Annotated in this window: 16 protein-coding genes; 10 read left to right on the plus strand and 6 right to left on the minus strand. The window is 29.0% G+C overall.

Translation table 11 applies throughout. From position 1 onward, the window contains the following. Positions 1-877 precede the first annotated feature (877 nt). On the minus strand, positions 878-1,429 hold the full coding sequence (locus tag BUA86_RS12085) for an acyl-CoA thioesterase (protein ID WP_072933006.1): 552 nt from the start codon (positions 1,427-1,429) through the stop codon (positions 878-880). Positions 1,430-1,433: 4 nt separating this feature from the next. Continuing rightward, complete coding sequence (locus BUA86_RS12090; RefSeq protein ID WP_072933008.1) at positions 1,434-2,945, minus strand: GH3 auxin-responsive promoter family protein; 1,512 nt, start codon at positions 2,943-2,945, stop codon at positions 1,434-1,436. Between the two features lie 245 nt (positions 2,946-3,190). Here BUA86_RS12090 and porW point away from each other — a divergent pair, with 245 nt between their 5' ends. The 3 genes from porW to bla all read left to right on the plus strand — a co-directional run bounded on the left by porW (position 3,191) and on the right by bla (position 7,260). Further along, positions 3,191-5,728 (plus strand): type IX secretion system periplasmic lipoprotein PorW/SprE, encoded by a 2,538-nt coding sequence (gene porW / locus BUA86_RS12095; protein ID WP_143147317.1) that lies wholly within the window; start codon positions 3,191-3,193, stop codon positions 5,726-5,728. A gap of 73 nt (positions 5,729-5,801) precedes the next feature. Further along, a complete protein-coding gene (locus BUA86_RS12100; RefSeq protein ID WP_072933012.1) occupies positions 5,802-6,341 on the plus strand; it encodes a DUF1697 domain-containing protein in 540 nt (179 codons plus the stop codon). A gap of 31 nt (positions 6,342-6,372) precedes the next feature. Beyond that, positions 6,373-7,260, plus strand: coding sequence for a class A beta-lactamase, subclass A2 (gene bla / locus BUA86_RS12105; RefSeq protein WP_072933013.1), 888 nt, complete (start codon positions 6,373-6,375; stop codon positions 7,258-7,260). A gap of 635 nt (positions 7,261-7,895) precedes the next feature. Here bla and BUA86_RS12110 read toward each other — a convergent pair. After that, positions 7,896-8,387 carry a DinB family protein gene (locus BUA86_RS12110; RefSeq protein WP_072933015.1) on the minus strand — a complete coding sequence of 164 codons (492 nt, stop codon included), beginning with the start codon at positions 8,385-8,387 and terminating at the stop codon, positions 7,896-7,898. Positions 8,388-8,642: 255 nt separating this feature from the next. Here BUA86_RS12110 and BUA86_RS12115 point away from each other — a divergent pair, with 255 nt between their 5' ends. From BUA86_RS12115 to BUA86_RS12130, 4 genes are all read left to right on the plus strand, one after another. Then, positions 8,643-10,283 carry an AMP-binding protein gene (locus BUA86_RS12115; protein ID WP_072933017.1) on the plus strand — a complete coding sequence of 547 codons (1,641 nt, stop codon included), beginning with the start codon at positions 8,643-8,645 and terminating at the stop codon, positions 10,281-10,283. Between the two features lie 96 nt (positions 10,284-10,379). Then, positions 10,380-11,549 (plus strand): sigma-54-dependent transcriptional regulator, encoded by a 1,170-nt coding sequence (locus BUA86_RS12120; RefSeq protein ID WP_072933018.1) that lies wholly within the window; start codon positions 10,380-10,382, stop codon positions 11,547-11,549. A 12-nt stretch (positions 11,550-11,561) separates the two neighbouring features. Next, positions 11,562-11,987: a hypothetical protein gene (locus tag BUA86_RS12125; protein ID WP_072933020.1), complete on the plus strand. Its 426-nt coding sequence runs from the start codon at positions 11,562-11,564 to the stop codon at positions 11,985-11,987. Further along, positions 11,987-12,499, plus strand: a complete 513-nt coding sequence (locus BUA86_RS12130; RefSeq protein ID WP_072933022.1) for a hypothetical protein — start codon at positions 11,987-11,989, stop codon at positions 12,497-12,499. The genes BUA86_RS12125 and BUA86_RS12130 overlap by 1 nt, the downstream gene beginning before the upstream one ends. Positions 12,500-12,620: 121 nt before the next feature. On the opposite strand, the gene BUA86_RS12135 is transcribed toward BUA86_RS12130, so the two are convergent. The 3 genes from BUA86_RS12135 to BUA86_RS12145 all read right to left on the minus strand — a co-directional run bounded on the left by BUA86_RS12135 (position 12,621) and on the right by BUA86_RS12145 (position 18,659). Beyond that, complete coding sequence (locus BUA86_RS12135; RefSeq protein WP_072933024.1) at positions 12,621-13,829, minus strand: efflux RND transporter periplasmic adaptor subunit; 1,209 nt, start codon at positions 13,827-13,829, stop codon at positions 12,621-12,623. Between the two features lie 3 nt (positions 13,830-13,832). Beyond that, positions 13,833-18,185: a CusA/CzcA family heavy metal efflux RND transporter gene (locus BUA86_RS12140; RefSeq protein WP_072933026.1), complete on the minus strand. Its 4,353-nt coding sequence runs from the start codon at positions 18,183-18,185 to the stop codon at positions 13,833-13,835. A gap of 153 nt (positions 18,186-18,338) precedes the next feature. After that, positions 18,339-18,659, minus strand: coding sequence for a DUF6660 family protein (locus tag BUA86_RS12145; protein WP_072933027.1), 321 nt, complete (start codon positions 18,657-18,659; stop codon positions 18,339-18,341). Positions 18,660-18,889: 230 nt separating this feature from the next. On the opposite strand from BUA86_RS12145, the gene BUA86_RS12155 reads away from it, so the two are divergent. The 3 genes from BUA86_RS12155 (at position 18,890) to BUA86_RS12165 (ending at position 21,512) form a co-directional block, all read left to right on the plus strand. Then, a complete protein-coding gene (locus BUA86_RS12155) occupies positions 18,890-19,633 on the plus strand; it encodes a hypothetical protein (protein ID WP_072933031.1) in 744 nt (247 codons plus the stop codon). A 74-nt stretch (positions 19,634-19,707) separates the two neighbouring features. Beyond that, positions 19,708-20,748: a sensor histidine kinase gene (locus tag BUA86_RS12160; RefSeq protein ID WP_072933033.1), complete on the plus strand. Its 1,041-nt coding sequence runs from the start codon at positions 19,708-19,710 to the stop codon at positions 20,746-20,748. Continuing rightward, positions 20,745-21,512 (plus strand): LytR/AlgR family response regulator transcription factor, encoded by a 768-nt coding sequence (locus BUA86_RS12165; protein ID WP_072933035.1) that lies wholly within the window; start codon positions 20,745-20,747, stop codon positions 21,510-21,512. The genes BUA86_RS12160 and BUA86_RS12165 overlap by 4 nt, the downstream gene beginning before the upstream one ends. Positions 21,513-21,515: the final 3 nt, after the last annotated feature.

Here is a 21,515-nt window from a genome sequence, read left to right on the forward strand (position 1 = left end):
GTTAATTATAAATGATTTTAGATTTCTGTTAGTTATATCATAGGGATATAGCAATAAATTTTAATATTTATAAATGCTATTTTTTAAAAAATGATACAATGAAATCAATAGAAAACTCTCCTCTCTAATTGAAGAAAGTATATTGGAAGAAGTTTTAATAATTTGTTTGGAAATTAGTTGTATAAATTGATGAATGTTTTCTGTTAAAAATTCATCTTTATATCTTTCTACAACCAAAAATTTTGGAGTAATATTTATTTTCATAGTGTTAGGTAATAGGTGCTACAAATATAGCTTATACAGATTTTATTTAACAATAAATAACAGAGAAATAAAAGCGCAACACATTGTATAATAAAAACATATATGTTTAAATTTTGAAGCTATACTTTAGTATGAGGTATATTTTCGTAGAAGAAATAATTTTAAATTAATTAGTAATCATTTATAAATGAGACTATTTTTCAGACTAAAAAAAGAGAATTATGTAATATTTTAAATTATAATCTTGTTTTTACTACAGTCTGTCATGTTGAGTTTGTCGAAACATTTTATATATTCACCCAACTTGTCAAGCTGAATTTATTTCAGTTTCACATTGTGTGAGTAGTGGATGTGTTCCTGAATCAAGTTCAGAATAACTGTGCTTGCTAAAAGTTAGTTTTAAGCTATAAGATTATAAGGAGTATGGCTTCGAATTTTTACTTGCGCTCTCAGCGTAATCTTTGTGACCTTTGCGGTTAAATAATATAATAACAAAGCTAGAAACTAGTATTTAAAGTCTAGTCTGTCAAGCTTTGACCTACTGAACTTGTCGAAGAATAATAAAGAATTTTATAAAATGTTTCGAAAAGCTCAGAAGTACAAAAAAAATAAATTAAAAATCAATTTCAATTTTTACATTATATTTTTCTAACAAATAATTAATTAATTCTTCGGATTTATAATCAATAGAATCGCTTAATTGTTGACTTGTATTTCTATGTTGTTCGATACGATGTATTGCTTTGTAAAAACGACGAACTTCATCTAAATCTTTTAAAATTAATTTAGGAGCCTCAGCTTTTTGTCCGTCTTCTTCCTTACAGATCATTGTAAAATAAGAAGAATTACAATGTTTAATTTCACCCGTTTGTATGTTCTGGCTATCTACTCTAATTCCTACAACAATAGATGTTTTTCCTACATAATTTACAGAAGCTTTAAGCGTCAATAATTCACCTACTTCTACGGGAGATAAAAAATCTACACGATCTACAGAGGCTGTTACACAATATTTTCCTGAATATTTAGATGCACAAGCAAAAGCTATTTGGTCTAATAAGGATAAAATAAAACCTCCGTGAATTTTTCCACTAAAATTAGAATGCGATGGAAGCATTAACTGAGAAAATGTAATTAAAGAGCTTTGTACAGTTTTGTAAATCATAGTATTATATCTTTTTTGATGAATAAATTAAATTAAGTTGGTAAAATATGTCTGCAATTTCGCGATTATTTGATAAACGAGGAACTTTATTTTGCCCCCCAAGCTTTCCGATAGATTTCATATAAGTCTGAAATCCATCTTTTACAACTTCAGAAATAATTAGTGGACGTAAAATATTTCCAGAAATTAAATCATTATAGTAACTATTTTGTTGTCTCATTTGTTTATCTAATTCAGCATTAAATTCAATAAGATTATTTGGCTTTGTATCAAACTCAACTAACCATTCATGAAATGGTAATCCATCGGCTGGATTAACTTGAGGCGATACAGTAAATTCATTTATCGTCGCAGGATATTTTTCTATTGTTTTTTGTAGAGCTTGTTCAACTTCATGTCCAATTACATGTTCTCCAAATGCTGAAGTATAATGTTTAATTCTTCCTGAAACTACAATTTTATATGGTTTTTTAGATGTAAATCTTACTGTATCTCCAATATTATATCCCCATAAACCAGCATTCGTATTTAAAATAATCACATAATCTTTTCCTATTTCAACATCTGTTATTGAAATTCGTGTAGGTTCTTCATCAAAGAATTCTTCTACAGGAATAAATTCATAAAACATCCCGTTGTTTAATAATAGTAAAAGATCATCCTCTTTCTGAGAATTTTGATAAGCTATAAAGCCTTCCGATGCTGGATAAGTTTGTATACAATCTACCTTTTTACCAACTAATTGATTAATTTTTTCACGATAAGGTTCATAATTTACACCTCCAGTTACCATTAACTGAAAATTCTTAAAAATAGACTGAATATTATCTTTTCCAGAAACTTTAATTAATCTTTCAAAGTACATGATTAACCATGGCGGAATTCCAGAAATAAGAGTCATATCTGCTTGTACAGTTTCTTCTACAATTTTATCTATTTTAGTTTCCCAATCTTCTATAATGTTAGTCTCTTGTGATGGCAATCTATTTTTTTGTAAATAATTAGGAACAAAATGGGCACTGATTCCTGAAAGGCGACCAAACTTTAATCCGTTCTTACTTTCTAAAGTTGGACTTCCTTGTAAGAATATCATTTTACCATTAACAAAACTAGAATTTTGAGTTTCGTTAATATAAAATAACAACGCATTTCTTGCAGAGTGGATATGATTTGGAATAGACTCCTTTGTAAGTGGAATATATTTTGTTCCAGAAGTTGTTCCAGAAGTTTTAGCTAAATAAAGAGGCTTTCCTGGCCATAAAATATCATTTTCACCTGCTACAATAGCGTCAAAATAATCTTTTAATCCTTCGTAATCGCGTACAGGAACTTGTTTCTTGAAATCTTCATAAGTAGTAATTGTACTAAAATTATGATCTTTACCAAATTTAGTTTCTTTTGCAGAAGCAATTAGTTCTTTAAATATTTTATCTTGAATTTCAAGTGGATTATTAATCCATTTTTGTTCTTTACTTACGATATATTTTGCAAAAAACTTTGCCAAAAAAGCTTTCATCTTTGTCTTTTAAAACATTATTATTTATCGAATTTAACAGATTATTCTCAATTATAACAATAGTTTATGTACAATTTTTCGACAAAATCTAGTAAACAAATTAATTCTAAATCTTTAACTACCATAATAGTTTCAACATTTATTATAAGTATAAATAAAATAGCAAAGAATTAATTAAATTTTTAGCCAACACAAGATTTTTAATAATCGAACGTTTTATCGTAGATTTGTTTTTATACCAAAGCATGAAAAAGATTGTACTCAGCATATTTACCGCAAGTTTATTTATCGGTTGTTCTACACAAAATAATAGTTTTAAAAACCGTCAATATCACAAAATGACTGCATGGTTTAATGGAATGTTTAATGCTGAAGAAGAACTAAATAAGAAAAATACAGAAACTCAAAAAAATTATACTGAAAATTATGCTAAAATTCTTCCTGTAGGAATTGAGTACTTTTCTGTTGCAGACTCTTCTAGTTATAATGATTCACCTTCTGCTGGTAGTTTAGCAATTGGAAATGGTGGAAATAGAAATAATCAAAATAAAGTTGAAAAACCTACAGGTTTTAATGCTGTTGAGACAAAAGCTTCTAAAGCAATCGAAAAACATTCGATGATGATTAAGGGGGAAGAGAAAAATAAATTGATGGGAAGAGCTTATCTTATCATTGGAAAATCTCTGTTCTATCAGCAAAAATATTTTGAATCTTTGGACGCTTTAAATTACGTTGAAAAAAACTTTAAAGATTCTAAATATGCACGTGAAGCATCTGTTTATAAAACAATTGCCGAAATAAAAGGTGGTAATTATTTTGATGGTGCAGAAAAATTACAAGAATTATACGAAAAAGACCCTTATAAAAGTAAAGAGTTAAAAACGATGATTGCTCGTACGTATGCTCAGTTTTTAATTGATCAAAAAAAGTACGAAGAAGCATTAGATCCTTTACAAAAAGCAGAATATTTTTCAAGAAATAAAGAAGAACGCGTTCGCTTATTCTATGTAATGGGACAAGTTTTTTCTAAATTAGGAAAACAACAAGAGGCAGGTGAAGCTTTTCTACAAGTATATAAAATGAAACCTGGTTTCGATTTAGAAATTAAATCTCAATTAGCAATCGCTGCTAACTTTGATCCTAAAGTAAATAATTACTCTAATTACAAAGAAAATTTATTAGATGTTTCTAAAAAGGGGATTTACTCTTCTAAAAAGAACGAATTTTATTATGGTATTTCCGAAATGGCTTACCGTGCTGATAAATTAGACGAAGCAATTGAGTATGCGAAATTAAGTTTAAAAGAACCTGTTTCTGATCCTCATATTCGTGGTTTAGCTTACGAGAATTATGGAAATATTAAGTTTAAACAAAACGATTATGTTTATGCTTCTGCTTATTATGACTCAGCTCAGACGAGTTATACTTTAAAAGAAGATCAAGATAGAATTGGCGTTAGAAATACTGCCTTAAAAACTTTAATGGAGAAACATTATTTGGTTAAGAAAAATGATTCTATCTTAAAATTAGCTTCTTTGCCTAAAGAGCAACAATCTGTCTTTTTTACTGATATAATTGATAAATTAAGAAAAAAAGAAGAAAAACAGATTGAAGAAGAGAAAAGGGAAATGGAAACTTTCCAGTTAGAAACTAAAACAGCTAGTTTTACTTCTAGTTTTGGAGATAATGATAAAACAAAATTTTACTTTTATAATCAGAATTTAAAAACATCTGGACAACAAGAATTTAGACGTGTTTGGGGAGGTGTTTCTTTAAAAGATAATTGGAGAAATTCTAATGCTATTAATACAACTATAGAAGATAAACAAGCACAATTAACTGGACAAATAAGTGCAGGTAATCCACGTCGTTTTGAAATTGATTATTATTTAGAACAAATACCTACTTCTGTAAAAGAATTAAACGATTTAAAAGTTCAACGAGATACAACTCAGTTAGCTCTTGGGGTTGGTTATTTTGATATTTTTGAGAATAGTGAATTAGCTGGAAAAGAATTAAAGGCATTAGTTGCTTCTCCACCAAAATCCGAGGATATTAAATTACAAGCAACTTATCAGTTGTATAGAATTTACAAAAATCGTGATCAAAAATTAGAAGAACAATATAAGCAAGATATTCTAACTCATTATCCTAATACAATTTATGCTGGATATATATTAAACCCAGAGGTTGAGTTTATTACAGCAGAAACAAAAGAAGCTTCTGATGCATATATTATAGCATATAATTTATACAAAGAAGGAAAATACGACGAAGTAAAAACTAAAGTTCAAGAAGCTATTACAAAGTTTCCTACCGAAATAATTATTGCAAAATTTGCGCTATTAAATGCTTATGCAATAAAACAAACAGGAAATGATGCTGATTTTAAACAAGCATTAGAAATAGTGGTAACAGCTTATGATAAAACAGATGAAGCTAAACAAGCTAAAAGATTAATTGATAAATTAAAAAAACCAAAAGTTGATAATACAATTAATAATCAAGAAGTTAATTCGCAACCTGTAAATCAAGAAATACAACAAGTTGGACCTCCTAATCCACAAAGGTCTAACTCACAACCTATAAAACAAGAGGAACAACAAGTTGGTCCTCCTAATCCGCAGAGATCTAACTCACAACCTATAAAGCTAGAAGAACAACAAGTTGGTCCTCCTAATCCACAAAGATCTAATTCGCAACCTATAAAGCAAGAGGAACAACAGGTTGGACCTCCTAATCCGCAGAGATCTAATTCGCAACCTATAAAAGAAGTAAATTAATACAACATACATTAACAAATAAACCTCGTAAGTAATTTCATTACGAGGTTTTATTATTAATAAAAATAGATATATGGATATTTATATTGCAATTCTTAGAGGTATTAATGTAAGTGGAAAAAATTGCATTAAAATGATAGATTTAAAAAACCTATTTGAGTTTTTAGATTTTAATCATATTACAACTTATATTCAGAGCGGTAATGTAATTTTTACTTCTGAAATAAAAAATAAGAATCAAATAAGAGAATTAATATCAATACAAATCGAAAAAACGTTCAGTTTAAAAGTTCCTGTCTTAGTCTTAAGAATTGATGACCTAAGAGAAATCATTTCTCAAAATCCATTTTCTACTGATAAAGAAACAAGTTTTATTCATTTTACATTTTTTAATAATCAGCCAGATATGCAAAACATTGAAATTATTGAAGATAAAAAAGCTATAGGCGAAGAAATATCAATTACCAATAAGGTTGCTTACGTTTATTGTCCAGATGGTTATGGCAAAACAAAATTGAACAACAATTTTTTAGAAAATAAATTAAAAACTGTCGCTACAACTCGTAATTATAAGACTACAAACGAATTATTAAAAATAGCAGAGTCAATTTAATTGTTTAATTTAGATTATTATATTTATTCTTATGAGAAACCGTTCAATATTTATCTTTTTATTTCTATTATCATTTGCAGTAAAATCTCAAACAATTAATAATTTAAAAGAAGATTTACAGCAAATTATCTCTTCTAAAAATGCAACTGTAGGAATCTCTATAAAAGAAATAGAAACCAATGATACACTTAGTATAAATGGAAACTTATCTGCACCTTTGATGAGCGTTTTTAAATTTCATATTGCTTTAACTGTTCTTAATGAAGTTGATAAAGGTAAACTTAAATTAAATCAAAAATTCTTCATTAAAAAAGCAGATTTACACGCAGATACTTGGAGTCCTATACAAGAGAAGTTTCCTAATGGAGAAATTTATCTAACTCTTGATGAATTAATCCGTTATACAGTTTCTCATAGTGATAACAATGGTTGTGATATATTGTTAAATATTATTGGAGGAACTGATGTTGTACAAAAATTTATTAATGAAAAAGGTATTAAAGATTTTACCATTAAAGTTAATGAACAGCAAATGTCACATTGGGAGAATTTATATAAGAATACAACTACTCCACTCGCTTCTACAGAATTATTAGAAAAATTTTATAAAAATAAAATTCTAAAGAAAAACACAACTGAGTATCTATATCAAGTAATGATTGAAACTTCACGTGGAATTACATGGATGAAGGCTGGATTACCAAAAAATACCGAATTAGCTCATAGAACAGGAATGTCTGGAACCAATGAGGAAAATTTGAGAGTAGCAATGAATGATATCGGAATCTTTAAACTTCCAAATGGAAAACATGTTATTCTTTCTGTCTATTTAAAAGAAATCACAGAATCTTTTGAGGATACTGAAAAAATTATTGCTGACATCACAAAAGCAGTTTGGAATTATTATACTAAAAGTTAGAAGTTAGAAGTTAGAAGTTAGAAGTTAGAAGTTAGAAGTTAGAAAGATAAAATTTTCTGTCTGTCCAAGTGATTTTTCATAATAGAATAAAGAAAAATGGTATCGAGAACTTAGACTAGAAAATAAATTAATCCTTACTTATTTCTCGATACAAAATTCTAAACGAATTTCACTCGAAATGACGGATTAGAAATAATCAAAAAAAACTATTTTCTGTCTGTTCGAGTGGTTTTTCGAAATGAAATAAAGAAAAATTGTATCGAGAACTTAGACTAGAAAATAAATTAATTCTTACTTATTTCTCGATACAAAATTCTAAATGAATTTCACTCGAAATGATGGATTAGAAATAATCAAAAAAAACTATTTTCTGTCTGTTCGAGTGGTTTTTCGAAATGAAATAAAGAAAAATTGTATCGAGAACTTAGACAAGAAAATTAATTAATCCTTACTTATTTCTCAATACAAAATTCTAAACGAATTTCACTCGAAATGACGGATTAGAAATAATTAGAAAGGTAAAATTTTCTGTCTGTCCAAGTGATTTTTCATAATAGAATAAAGAAAAATGGTATCGAGACTTAGAAGAAAATTAAACAGCAATCTCACTACTAACATCTAGTATCTAATAGCTCTTATATGTAACGCTCATTTATAATATTCATATGATGAATTGCATGACCGGCAATTATATAACCTAACTGTTCCACAGAATATTCGTAATCTCCAATTTTTCCTATTCTTGCTAATGTTTCATCATTATAAGATAAAAACTGATAATGTGTAGATCGCATTAAATGATCCCACTCTTCTATTAAGTCTTTTACTTCTCTAGCGTTCGCATTAGATTTAACAGCATATTCATTTTGATCAAAAAAGTTTAAATTCTGATTATCCTCTCTTGCAATATGTTGTGCTCTAAAAGAGAAAATACGTTCGCAATCTATACAATGCTGCACAACTTCTTTTATTGTCCATTTTCCTTCTGCATAAGCAAAATTCCATTTATCCAATTCAGTTACAATGGTTAATGTTTTTTTTATTGCTTCTATTCTACTAAAAAGAGCATCTTCAACTTCAATCTTATCGTAAATTGAAATATAATTAATGTGATCTGTTGATTTCATTCGTTAGATTTTAAATGAAATTACTACTTTATATCATGCACTTGTTTTAAGTATTTGTTAAAATTTACGCTATTTCATTTTGAGTTTTTTTTAAAAACATTCATTTTAATAAAGTTCTTTCATAAAAGTAAAAACACTTGCTGTAGATTTATATTAATCAAAAAATGATTTCTAAGTTTGATTCTTAAACATACCTGTGCACATTTTATAATAAATGAATAGAAAGCAGGTTTTTCAATAAATAAAAAATAATAAATGATAACGAACTTATCTTATTCAAGTGGAGCATCTAAATACCCACTTTTAGGTGAAACTATAGGTGAAAATTTAAGAAACACAGTTGCAAGATTTCCACAGCAAGAAGCCTTAGTTTGCGTAGATCAGAATTATCGTGCGACTTATACAGAATTCTTTTCTCAAACAGAACAAATTGCTAAATCTTTAATAGCTATCGGAATTAAAAAAGGAGATCGTGTTGGTATTTGGGCTCCTAATAGAGCCGAATGGGTTCTTTTACAATATGCAACAGCTCGAATAGGAATTATATTAGTGAATTTAAATCCAGCATATAGACAAAATGAATTAGAATTTGTTCTTAATCAAGCTGAAATATCAGCTGTCTTTGCTTCTATTCGTTTTAAAACAAGTCAATATAAAGAAATGTTGACGAATGTAAAGCCTAATGCAAAACTTTTAGAACACATTATTATTTTTGAAGAAGATTGGGATCATTTTCTTTTAAAAGGAGAAGAAACACCAACATCTGAAATTCATAAATTAGAACAATCAGTTCAGTTTGATGATGCAGTAAATATTCAATATACTTCTGGAACAACAGGTTTTCCTAAAGGTGTAACATTAACGCATCATAATTTATTAAATAATGGTTTCTTTATTGGAATAAGATTAAATTATTCTCATTTAGATCGTGTGTGTATTCCTGTGCCTTTTTATCATTGTTTCGGAATGGTTATCGGTAATTTAGCATGTACTTCTCATGGAGCTTGTATGGTTATTCCATCAGATAGTTTTGATCCTGCTAAAACTCTATCAGCAGTAGAAATAGAAAAATGTACTTCTCTTTACGGTGTTCCAACAATGTTTATTGCGGAGTTAGAATTACCAAATTTTGATCGTTTTGATTTATCATCTCTAAGAACTGGTGTAATGGCTGGTTCTCCATGCCCTATTGAAATCATGAAAAAAGTTCAATCTAAAATGAATATGAAAGAGGTTTCTATTTGTTATGGAATGACAGAAACTTCGCCTGTTTCTACACAAACAATTATTGGAACTCCTTTAGAAAAACAGGTTTCTACAGTAGGAACTGTTCAAGATCATTTAGAAATAAAAATAATTGATCCAGCAACAGGAGAGATTTTACCAAAAGGAATTGCTGGTGAATTTTGTACACGAGGTTATTCTGTTATGCAAAAATATTGGAATAATCCCGAAGCAACAGCACAAGTAATTGATGATAACAATTGGTTACATACTGGAGATTTAGCTACTATGGATGTTGATGGATATATTAATATTACTGGTAGAATAAAAGATATTATTATTAGAGGTGGAGAAAATATTTCTCCTAAAGAGATAGAAGATTTTTTATATGAACATGACGCTATTTCTGATGTACAAATAATTGGTGTTCCAAGTGTAAAATATGGTGAAGAAGTTATGGCTTGGGTAAAAATTAAAGATGGTATAAAAGTTAACGAAGATGAGTTAAAAGAATATTGTTTATCTATTGCGCATTTTAAAAGACCAAAATATTGGAAATTTGTTAATGAATTTCCTATGACAATCTCTGGAAAAATAAGAAAAGTAGAAATGAGAGAAGTTTCAATAAAAGAATTAGGGTTAGAGAATGCTAAGAAAATTAAAACTTCATAAAATATCACTTAAAAACTCATTATTAATAGATTCAAAATAATAATTTCAATTATCTTTGAATCTATTATAATTTATACAAATAAAACGGTCTACACGATGTCAAATATCTTATTAATCGAAGATGAACAGGCTATACGTAATGTTTTAAAAAGCATTCTAATGGACGAAAATCCGAAATGGAATGTTGATGAAGCTGAAAACGGAGCTATCGGATTGCAAAAAATTAAAGAAAAAGAATACGATTTAATCATTAGTGATATAAAAATGCCTCAAAAAGATGGAATGGAAGTTTTATCTGAGGCGATAGAATATAATCCCGAATTAACTATTGTAATGATAACGGGACACGGTGATGTGGACTTAGCTGTAGATGCCATTAAAAAAGGTGCATATGATTTTATTTCTAAGCCACCAGATTTAAATAAACTATTAACAACTGTTCGTAATGCTTTAGATAGAAAAACATTAATTTCTACTAATAGAGAGCTTAAAAAAGAAAATAAAGCGCTTAAAAAGAAAGTTGAAAAGAAATATGAAATGATTGGAGATGCTCCTGCTATTTTAGAAGTTAAACAAATAATTGATAAAGTTGCAGATACAGATGCTCGTGTTCTTATTCTTGGTCCAAATGGAACAGGGAAAGAATTAGTAGCACATCATTTACATGATCAAAGTAGTCGTAACATAAAACCTTTGGTAGAGGTTAACTGTGCTGCAATTCCGGCAGAGTTAATAGAAAGTGAATTGTTTGGACACGTAAAAGGTTCTTTTACAGGAGCTGTTAAAGACAAACAAGGAAAATTTGAATTAGCGAATGATGGAACAATCTTTTTAGATGAGATTGGAGATATGAGTCTTTCTGCACAAGCAAAAGTATTACGTGCGTTGCAAGAAGGAAAAGTTTCTCCTGTTGGATCTGAAAAAGAAATTAATGTTAATGTAAGAGTTATTGCTGCTACAAATAAGGACTTACGTAAAGAAATAGATGAAGGTAATTTTAGAGAAGATTTATACCATCGTTTAGCAGTTATTATTGTTAATGTTCCTGCTCTTAATGATAGAAAAGATGATATTCCTTCTTTAGTTGAGCATTTTGTTTCGGAAACAACGAGTCAGAAAACATTTGATAATTCTGCTTACGAAGCTTTAAAGGAATTAGATTGGACTGGAAATATACGCGAATTACGTAATGTTGTTGAGCGTTTACTTATTTTAGGAGAAAATCCTGTTTCTAGAAAAGACGTAGAGCAATTTGTAAAAAAATAAATATAACTGTCAATGAATAAATTTTGTTTTTTAATTGCTATTTCTACAATTTTTATTTTCTCATGTAAAAAAGAAGTCAATTCTGTAGACAGAAGTTCTGATAACTTAACGCACGAAGATGTTGTATCTCTCGAAAAAAATTCTGTTTTCACAAACGAAGCTCTTGTTTATAAAGGAACTTTTGAAGGAAAATATAATGGAGATAAAGTGACGCTAAAATTAGCGAATGATAAGTTTACGATTGATTATAAAAATGAGACATATAAAGGCGATTTGTTCAAAAAGGACGATGGTTCTTTAATGGAAATAAAAGTTGAAAAACATCATTTACCTTTTCAGTTTTTCCGTTGGTCAGATAATTCAGAAATTATGATTTTAAATGAAGATGGCTTAGCTGATGACAATGGAGAAAATTATTTAACAAGAACTTCGGAATAATGACTATAAAACATATTTTAGCAACATTCATTTTAGCAACAATTATTAGTTGTAATTCTACCTCATCATCTAAAAATGAAGATTTAGGAAAACGCTTTTTCGAAGTTTATTCGGCTAGAAAAGATTACAACAAAATGTTATCTTTTTACAATGATAGTTTAGTTTACGAAAATGTAGCACAGTATTCTGGTGCTTCTAAAGTAGACCCTCGTTATTTATTGAATGATATTGTTCGTTGGAGCGATCAGACATTGTTATATGATAACAATCAATTATTAAATGTGAAAGAGTTATTTAGCAACGATTCTATGATTATTGCTAATGGAGAATTTTCTGCATATACGTACAATGGTGTAAAATATCCCTCAATGAAATTTACAACCTATTTGTATTTGGATAAAAATTCTAAAGTAAAAAAACAGATTGATTGGTTTAATTATCCTATAGAAGATATTATCGAATTATATCAATTACAACAGAGTCAACAAAAAATTCAGTTGGATAATAAGTAAGATTTCAAAATAGTATAACATATAAAAAAAGACGAAGAATATCTTCGTCTTTTTATTTTTAGTAAAATTTAATTTCTACTTTATACATTTTACTCTATACGTTATAAACTGTACAATAAACTTAATGCTCATGACCTCCTTTATTCTCTAATTTAGCATTGATAAAAAAGGCTCCTTTTGTAACAATTTCTATGTTTTTAGGAATATTTTTTGTCGTCGTTATTGCTGTATATCCAAGATTTGAAGCATTTTTAGTAATCTCAACTTTCTCAAATTCATTTTTAGCTTTATCTTTTATTATAAAAATATAATACTTACCATCTGCCTCAACAATGGCTTGGTCAGTAACAGTCGGAGTTAAAACATTATCAATACTAATTGTTCCTGTAATATTCATTCCGTCTATTAAACCCGTCTTATTTCCTATTACTGTACAATGTATTGCAATGGTTTTACTCTCGTCTTCGAAAGAAGAACCTATATTAAAAACTTTTGCCGAATAAATGGTATTTGGGTTATTTGTAATTGTAAAATTTACCATTTGCCCAACTTTAATAAAAGGAAGATCCTTTTCAAAAATTTGTAAATCTAAATGCAATAAACTGTTATTTACTATTTCTAATACTGGAGAAGAAACATCAACATACGTACCTATTTTAGCAAACTCATTACTTACAGTTCCACTAATAGGACTTAAAACAGCAAGTCCAGTTCTCATGTTAGACGTTTTTACATTATTCGGATTAATTCCCATTAATTGTATTTGTTTATGCAACGATGCTTTTCGTGTTCGTAATGTAGATAAATCTGTTGTTGCAGATTGTAAATTCTTTAATGCTCCTGCCCCGCCTTCATTTAAAATTCTTTGACGTTGAGACTCTTGTTCTGCTAGCTTTATTCTACTATCAATCATTAAATACTCATCTTGTAACTGAATAAACTGAGGATTTTCTATTGTAGCAATTACTTGCCCTTTTTTCACATAATCTCCCAATTGTACTCGTAACGTTTTTATTACACCTCCGTATAACGATGTTGCATTTGCTTTAGAATTATTTGGAACTCGAAGCGTACCATTTGCTTTTATGGTCGCTGTTAAATCTCTATCTTCAATTTTTCCAAAAGAAATACCGACTTCCTTTATCTGTTCATTCGTTAAAGTTGTCACTGTAGAAGATTCTTCTTCCTTATTACTTTTAGAATGCTCAGATTCTGAATGTGTTTCTTTCTCTTCTTTCATTGTTTGATTTTCATTATTACAAGAAACTAAAACAATTAGAATTAAACTTAAATAAAAATTTATTTTGAATGTTTGATAAGACAATTTCATATTTTACTGATTAATAAGTGAATAAATATTAATTACTGAATTATTGATATCTTGAATGCTTTTCAGATAATTCAAACGAATATCTGTAGCTGCTTGTACAGAATACAAATATTCTACATTCGAAATATCACCGGTTTCATATCCCAATTTTGCTGCATTAATTATCTCTTTTGCATTGGGTAGAGCCTGTTCTTTTAAATAGTTGTACTGAACTAACTTTTGCTCATACTCTTGTAAAGTATTTTGTAATTGCGTTTGTAATTGTTGCTTTTGCCAATTTGCGGCAGCTTCAAAAGATTGTTTAGATAAATCCAACGAACGTATACGAGCTTTTGTAGCTCCAAAAGTTAATGGAATTGAAATTCCTACATCTACATAACTAAATCGTTGACCACGATTATAATACCGTTCGATACCATTACGCTCATGCGCTCCAATTAATGAAATATTACTATAACCAAATGTAAAATCTGGTAATCCACTTGCTTTTTCAACCTTTTGCGATGTCTCTATAATTTTTGCTTCCTGATACAATGCTTGTATAGCTGGATGCTTGTCTAAGAAATTCTCATCTACCATTGAAGTAATAAATAGTGGCTGATATTCCGCTGAAGTTTCTATTTCAAATTCTTGTTCAGATTTCAATAAGGTTTGTAAACTTCTATAGGCATTTACTTTATACATTTTATTTTGCTGAGAAAGAAGATTTATCTCTCCTTGCTTAGTTTGAGCCGTACTAATATCAACTCTTTTAGTATCTCCAGCTTTGTATCTTAGCTTGGCAACACGAGTAAAATCCGTATATATACTATCTAAAGAACTTAGAATTTTAGCATTATTTTCTAAATATTCTAATTGATAAAAATAATAACGAACTTGTTGCTTTAGTTGATTAATAGAAATAGATTTTTCAAATTCCTTTCCTTTCACTTGCTCATTTACAAGATTCTTTTTTGCTTTAAAAATAGATGGAAAAGGAATGGTTTGAGAAATCATAACTCCATCATTAAACTCAAAACCTTCATTATTACCATATTGAAAATTAACGCTTGTCTTTGGTAATTCAAAAGCTGTTTTTCTTAATTGTTCTGTAGATTCTATATCTAATGTTTTAGATTTTATATCTTGATTATTCTCAATCGCTATTTCTATTGCTTGTTCAACAGAAATTTTCTCTTGTGCTTGCAAAAACATCGACCCAAAAAGAAAAATTATAATTGTTGTAATAGACGTCATTTTACGATTTGATTTAAAGTTAATTTTCGAATTAAAGATGATATACAACAACGGAAGTACAAATAATGTAAGAAAAGTTGCAGAGATTAATCCTCCTATTACAACCGTTGCTAAAGGTTTCTGTACCTCTGCTCCTGCACTTGTGCTAATTGCCATTGGTAGAAAACCTAACGAAGCTACAGTAGCAGTCATCAAAACAGGTCGAAGCCTCATAATTGTTCCTTGCTTTACTTGTTGTATTGTATTATTTATGCCCTCTTTTTTTAATTGATTAAATGTTCCGATTAAAACAATACCATTTAAAACTGCTACACCAAACAAAGCTATAAATCCAATTCCTGCACTTATACTAAAAGGCATTCCTCTTAAAATTAATGCTATAATACCTCCTATTGCGCTCATCGGGATCGATGTAAAAATTAGCAAGGCTTGTTTAATAGATCGGAAAGTAAAATATAATAAGACAAAAATGAGTAAAAGCGATACAGGAACTGCTATTAAAAGTCTGTTACTTGCTTTTTCTAAATTTTCGAACTGTCCTCCATACGTGAAGTAATACCCTGTAGGTAGTTTTATTTCCTCAGAAAGCTTCTTCTGAATATCACTTACAACACTTTTAACATCCCTATTCTGAACATTAAAACCTATTACAATTCTACGTTTTCCTGCTTCTCTACTTATTTGTGCAGGTCCCAATTTATAATCAATTTTTGCAACTTGAGACAATGGTATTTGCATCCCTCTATCAGTCGGAATGGTTAAATTATTAACATCATCAATATCAGATTTGTAAAGACTATCTAAACGAACAACCAAATCAAATCTTCGTTCATTTTCATAAATTAACCCAGCACTTTTACCTGCAAAAGCTGTACTTACAACATCATTTACGTCCTCTATTGTTAATCCATAATTTGCAATTCTTACACGATCGTATTCAATATTTATTTGTGGTAATCCGCTAACTTTTTCAACTTGTGGAGAAGTTGAACCAGGAACTTTTTGAATAACTTGACTTACTTTTTCTGCATAGATTGCTAAACTATCTAAGTTTTCTCCAAATATTTTTACAGCAACATCTTGTCTAACACCAGTCATTAACTCATTAAAACGCATTTGTATGGGTTGATTTTTTTCAAAGAATACTCCAGGAATAACCTCTAATTTTTCCATCATGTCATTTGCTAGCTCTTTATAACTTCTACCAGAAGTCCATTCTTTCTGAGGTTTTAAAATAACCATTAAATCTGTTGCCTCTGGCGGCATTGGATCTGTAGGAACTTCTGCTGATCCTGTTTTTCCTACAACCATCTTAACCTCATCAAAGTTTTTCAGAATACGAGATGCCTGCATAGAAGTTTCAATACTTTGATTAAGCGAACTACCTTGCGGAAGAATACAATGAAAAGCATAATCACCTTCTTGTAATTGAGGAATAAACTCGCCTCCCATTCTACTAAAAAGAAACAATGAAAAGGCAAATACACTAATGGTTGCTGCAACAATAATGTATTTTACATTTATGGCTTTCTGTAACAATGGTTGATAAATATGTTGAAGCTTCTCCATCATTTTATCGCTAAATGATTTTTTTAGAACAGGCTTCTTACTTAAGAATAATGCACACATCATCGGGATATAAGTAAGAGATAATATTAAAGCTCCAAAAATTGCAAATCCTACAGTTTGTGCCATTGGACGAAACATTTTACCTTCTACACCAACCAATGTTAAAATAGGTATGTATACAATTAAAATAATTATTTCTCCAAATGCAGCACTTGTTCTTATTTTAGAGGCAGATAAGAAAACTTCTTCATCCATTTCTTGTTGAGTTAAGCGACGCATAGATTTTCTTAAACCAAGATGATGCATAGTTGCTTCTACGACAATTACAGCTCCATCTACAATTAATCCAAAATCTATAGCTCCCAAACTCATCAAATTAGCGCTAACACCAAATAAGTTCATCATTCCTAATGCAAATAATAATGCCAATGGAATAGCTGTTGCCACAATAAGACCTGCTCTAAAATTTCCTAGAAATAATACCAAGACAAAAATTACAATTAAAGCACCTTCAATTAAATTTTTCTCAACTGTACTCATTGCTCTATCAACCAAATCTGTACGATCTAAATATGGTTCTATTGTAATATCATTTGGTAAAGATTGTTGAATTGTCGGAAGTTTTTCTTTTATTCTATTCACAACATCGTTACTGTTTTCGCCTTTCAACATCATTACTACTCCACCAACAGCATCAACTTCGCCATTGTAAGTTAATGCACCATATCTTATAGCACTTCCGAAACGTACATCAGCAATATCTTTAATATAAATTGGTACTGCTCCAGAATTTTTTACAACAATATTCTTTACATCTTCTAAAGATTTAGCTAATCCAATTCCTCTAATAAAATATGCGTTTGGTTTTTTATCAATATAAGCACCACCAGTATTCTGATTATTCTTTTTTAGAGCAGTAAAAATATCTGGTATACTCACGCCCATTGCCTTTAATTGATTTGGATTTACTGCAACTTCATATTGTTTAAGTTGTCCACCAAAGCTATTAACTTCTGCAACACCTGGTGTTCCGTATAATTGTCGCGCAACAATCCAATCTTGCATTGTTCGCAAATCCATTGCTGTATATTTCTTCTCGCTTCCTTTTTTGGGATGAATAATATATTGATACACTTCTCCCAATCCTGTACTTACAGGCGCTAATTCTGGTTTTCCTATTCCCGCTGGAATTTGATCTTTGGCTTCCTGTAAACGTTCGTTAATTAATTGTCTGGCAAAGTAGATATCTACATTCTCCTTAAACACAACAGTTATCACAGATAACCCGAAACGAGAAACACTTCTAATTTCTGTTATGTCTGGTACATTTGCTATACTTTGTTCTATTGGAAAAGTAACTAATTGCTCTACTTCTTCACCTGCAAGAGTTGGACAGGTTGTGAATATTTGTACTTGATTATTTGTAATATCAGGTACGGCATCTATTGGTAATTTTGTTGCACTCCATGTTCCCCATACAATTAGTAATAAGGTCATAAATCCTACAACAAGCTTATTTTTGATGCTAAATTTTATAATTTTATCTAACATGGCTTGTTAAATTTTATAAGTTAGTAAACAAAAAAACTATTCTATTTTTTATAAAATAGGACAATAGATATTTGATGTAAGTACAATAATGGCTGGCTAACTTAATTCTATAAGCCAACTAAAACATATCAAACATAAATTGTCTAAAAAAAACTAACTATAAAATTTTGGAGGTTGCCAAATACTACCAGCATATGTCGAAGTAACATTGTACGCTCTGATAATTATTTTATTAGAAGCTGTAAATTGTAGTGGTATAGGTTCTTCTATTTGTCTAAACTGATAATTTGTAATAGGAATACCACAACAAATACATTCGCAAAAAGGTGTACAATTATCTTCATTATCCTGATTGTGAAAATGTGCTACAGTTGTAGTCTCTTCTAAAGTCTGTTCACAATTTTTTGCATCACTACATGGTACCACTAAAAGTGCCATAATGTAAATTAATAATATTTTCGTGAACCATTTCATTTGCTTACAAAAGTAGAAAAAATAAGATGCAATTGTATTGCAAAAGCATTGTAGATGTTTATTTTTTTAAAATGAAGAATATTGTTTATTCTACTCTTTCCTTCGTTTATCAATTTAATTCCTTTATTCAATTTTTTATTATTGAATAGCAATGCTGCTTCAATTAGTTTTACCTCATTAATATTCATCACGTTAAAAAAATAGACATTAACACAAATAAATTTATACACATGAAGAAAGAATTAGTTTTTTTACGAGCATTTGCTATAACAACGGTAATCGGAATGTTTTTCATTACCACTTCAGCATTTAAAAACAATCAAAATCAGAAATTTAATGAAATTGATGTGGAGCGAATTAATGTTGTAGAAAAAGACGGAACAGTAAGAATGATAATAACAAACGAAGGGCTTTTCCCGAATGGAAAAGATATTGTTAATGGTAGATCTATCAATGAAGATAGAAAGAAAAGATCTGGTATGTTATTTTTTAATGAAGAAGGAATAGAATGTGGAGGTTTTATTTATGATGGAAGAAAAACGAAAGATGGACATTCTTCTGGATTATCGCTTACATACGATCAGTATGATGGCGATCAAGTCATGCAACTATTAACAGAAGATTATAAGAAAGGAGATAGACGTTTTGTGAGTAGTAGTTTAGCGTTTACAGATCGTGCTAGTAAAGAAACACAGCAAATGACTACTGATATTATGAAAGAATTGGAGGAACTTAAGAAAAAAGATCCAAAAGCTATGAGAGAAAAATATAAACAATATACAGAACAAGGTTATTTAGGTACTGTACCTCGTGTAATATTAGGAAAAACGAGTGATCAAAATAATGGATTATTTCTCTTTGATAAAAACGGAGCACCAAGAGCTATGTTTTATGTAGACAAAGACAACAAAGCAAAACTAGATTTTTATGATGATAAGGGAAATACAATCGCTTCTTTCCCAGACAATAAATAAGATACTTTATTTACAATGAATAGTGCTATAGCGAAGTAGTACTATTTTTTGTAAATTGCTCTATCCAAATTAGAATGAGAAATATAATTACTTACATCAGCCAAAATAGATATTTTTTACTCTTTATTTTACTTTTTGCGTATGTAGAGTCTATTTATACACGACTTATTGTAAGACAAACGCTCAATATTTATATTTTTACACCAGAGGCTGCAATTTCATCATTATTCAATGCTATTATACTATTTTTAGTTCTTCAGTTTTTTATAAAAAAATGGCAAAAATCTGATGTAATTCGTACTAAAGAATTATTTAAAATATTTTCTATTTCAATTGTTCTCTATATCATAATAATGTACGTTACGGGCTATACTATATCATTTCTGTTTAATACTGTAGAACGAAATTTTAATAGGCATACCATTTCTGTTTCATTCTTATCAAACATAATTAATGGCTTTATTTATGGAAGCTTTTTCTTAGCATATTACTATTATCATCAGAATAAACAGCAACAGTTAAAGTTAATCAACTATAATCGGGCTTTATCAGAAAGTAAAATTAATCAACTAAAAAGTCAGCTCAATCCACATTTTCTTTTTAATAATTTAAATATTTTAGATCAGTTAATTGAAGAAGATAAGCAAGTCGCATCAGACTTTCTTAATGAGTTTGCAGAAATATATAGATATGTTTTGCAGGGATTAGATAGAAAAACAATTCTTATCGAAGAGGAAATAGAATTTGCACAACAATATTTTAAACTGATGCAACATAAATATGGAAATGCTTATCTTCTAAACATAGAGAATAAACTTACAAATAACTTAGTTTACATAGTTCCATTAACATTGCAATTACTAATAGAAAATGCTATAAAACACAATTTAGGGACATTACAGAATCCTGTTTATATTAGCGTAGAGATTACAGACAATGGAATAGAAATTAAGAATAATAAAATCTTAAAGCAATACACGAAAACAAGTTCAGGTAAAGGAATAAATAACTTAGTAGAACAATATAAAATACTGACAGAAAATTCCATTACGATAGAAAATTCTGATGAATTATTTACAATAAAAATTCCACTGATTTTAAAAGAACATACGTGATAAATGTACTTATTATAGAGGATGAAATTCCCGCAAGAAGAAAATTAAAGCGATTTCTACAAGAGTTAGAAATATCTATCAATACATTAACTGAAATTGATTCGGTTTCTTCTGCAATAGATTTTCTTAATAAGAATAAAGTAGATGTAATTTTTTCTGATATTGAACTATTAGATGGCAATGCATTCGATATATATGCTAAAGTATCTATTGATTGTCCTATTATTTTCACGACTGCTTATGATCAATTTTGGATGAATGCATTCGAAAGTAATGGAATTGAATATTTACTAAAACCGTTTTCTAAGGATCGTTTTGAAAAAGCTTGGAATAAGTTTCTACTTTTAAGTAATTCTTCTCAAAAAGATGATGATTTATTGACGAATATTACAAAGCTTATTCAACAAAATTTAGTGGAGAAAACATATAAAAAACGTTTTTCTATCACGACTAATAAAGGTGTTTATTTTTTAGATAGTCATCAAATTGCTTATTTTGAAGCTTCTGAAGGTGTAATATTTGCTCATGACAATTTAGGAAGCAAGCATTTACTAACAGAAACTACCATAAAAGATATTGAAAACCAAGTTGATCCCTTTAATTTCTTTCGAATAAACAGAAGTGAACTTATACAAAAAGAATACGTTGAAAAAATTGAACGTTATAGTAAAAATTCAATCGCTATAAAATTAAAGGGATACCATACTATTCTAAAAACAAGTCAAAATAGTACATCTCAGTTTAAGAATTGGATAGAAAAATAAGTT

The organism is Chishuiella changwenlii, assembly GCF_900142565.1.
GTDB lineage: Bacteria > Bacteroidota > Bacteroidia > Flavobacteriales > Weeksellaceae > Empedobacter > Empedobacter changwenlii.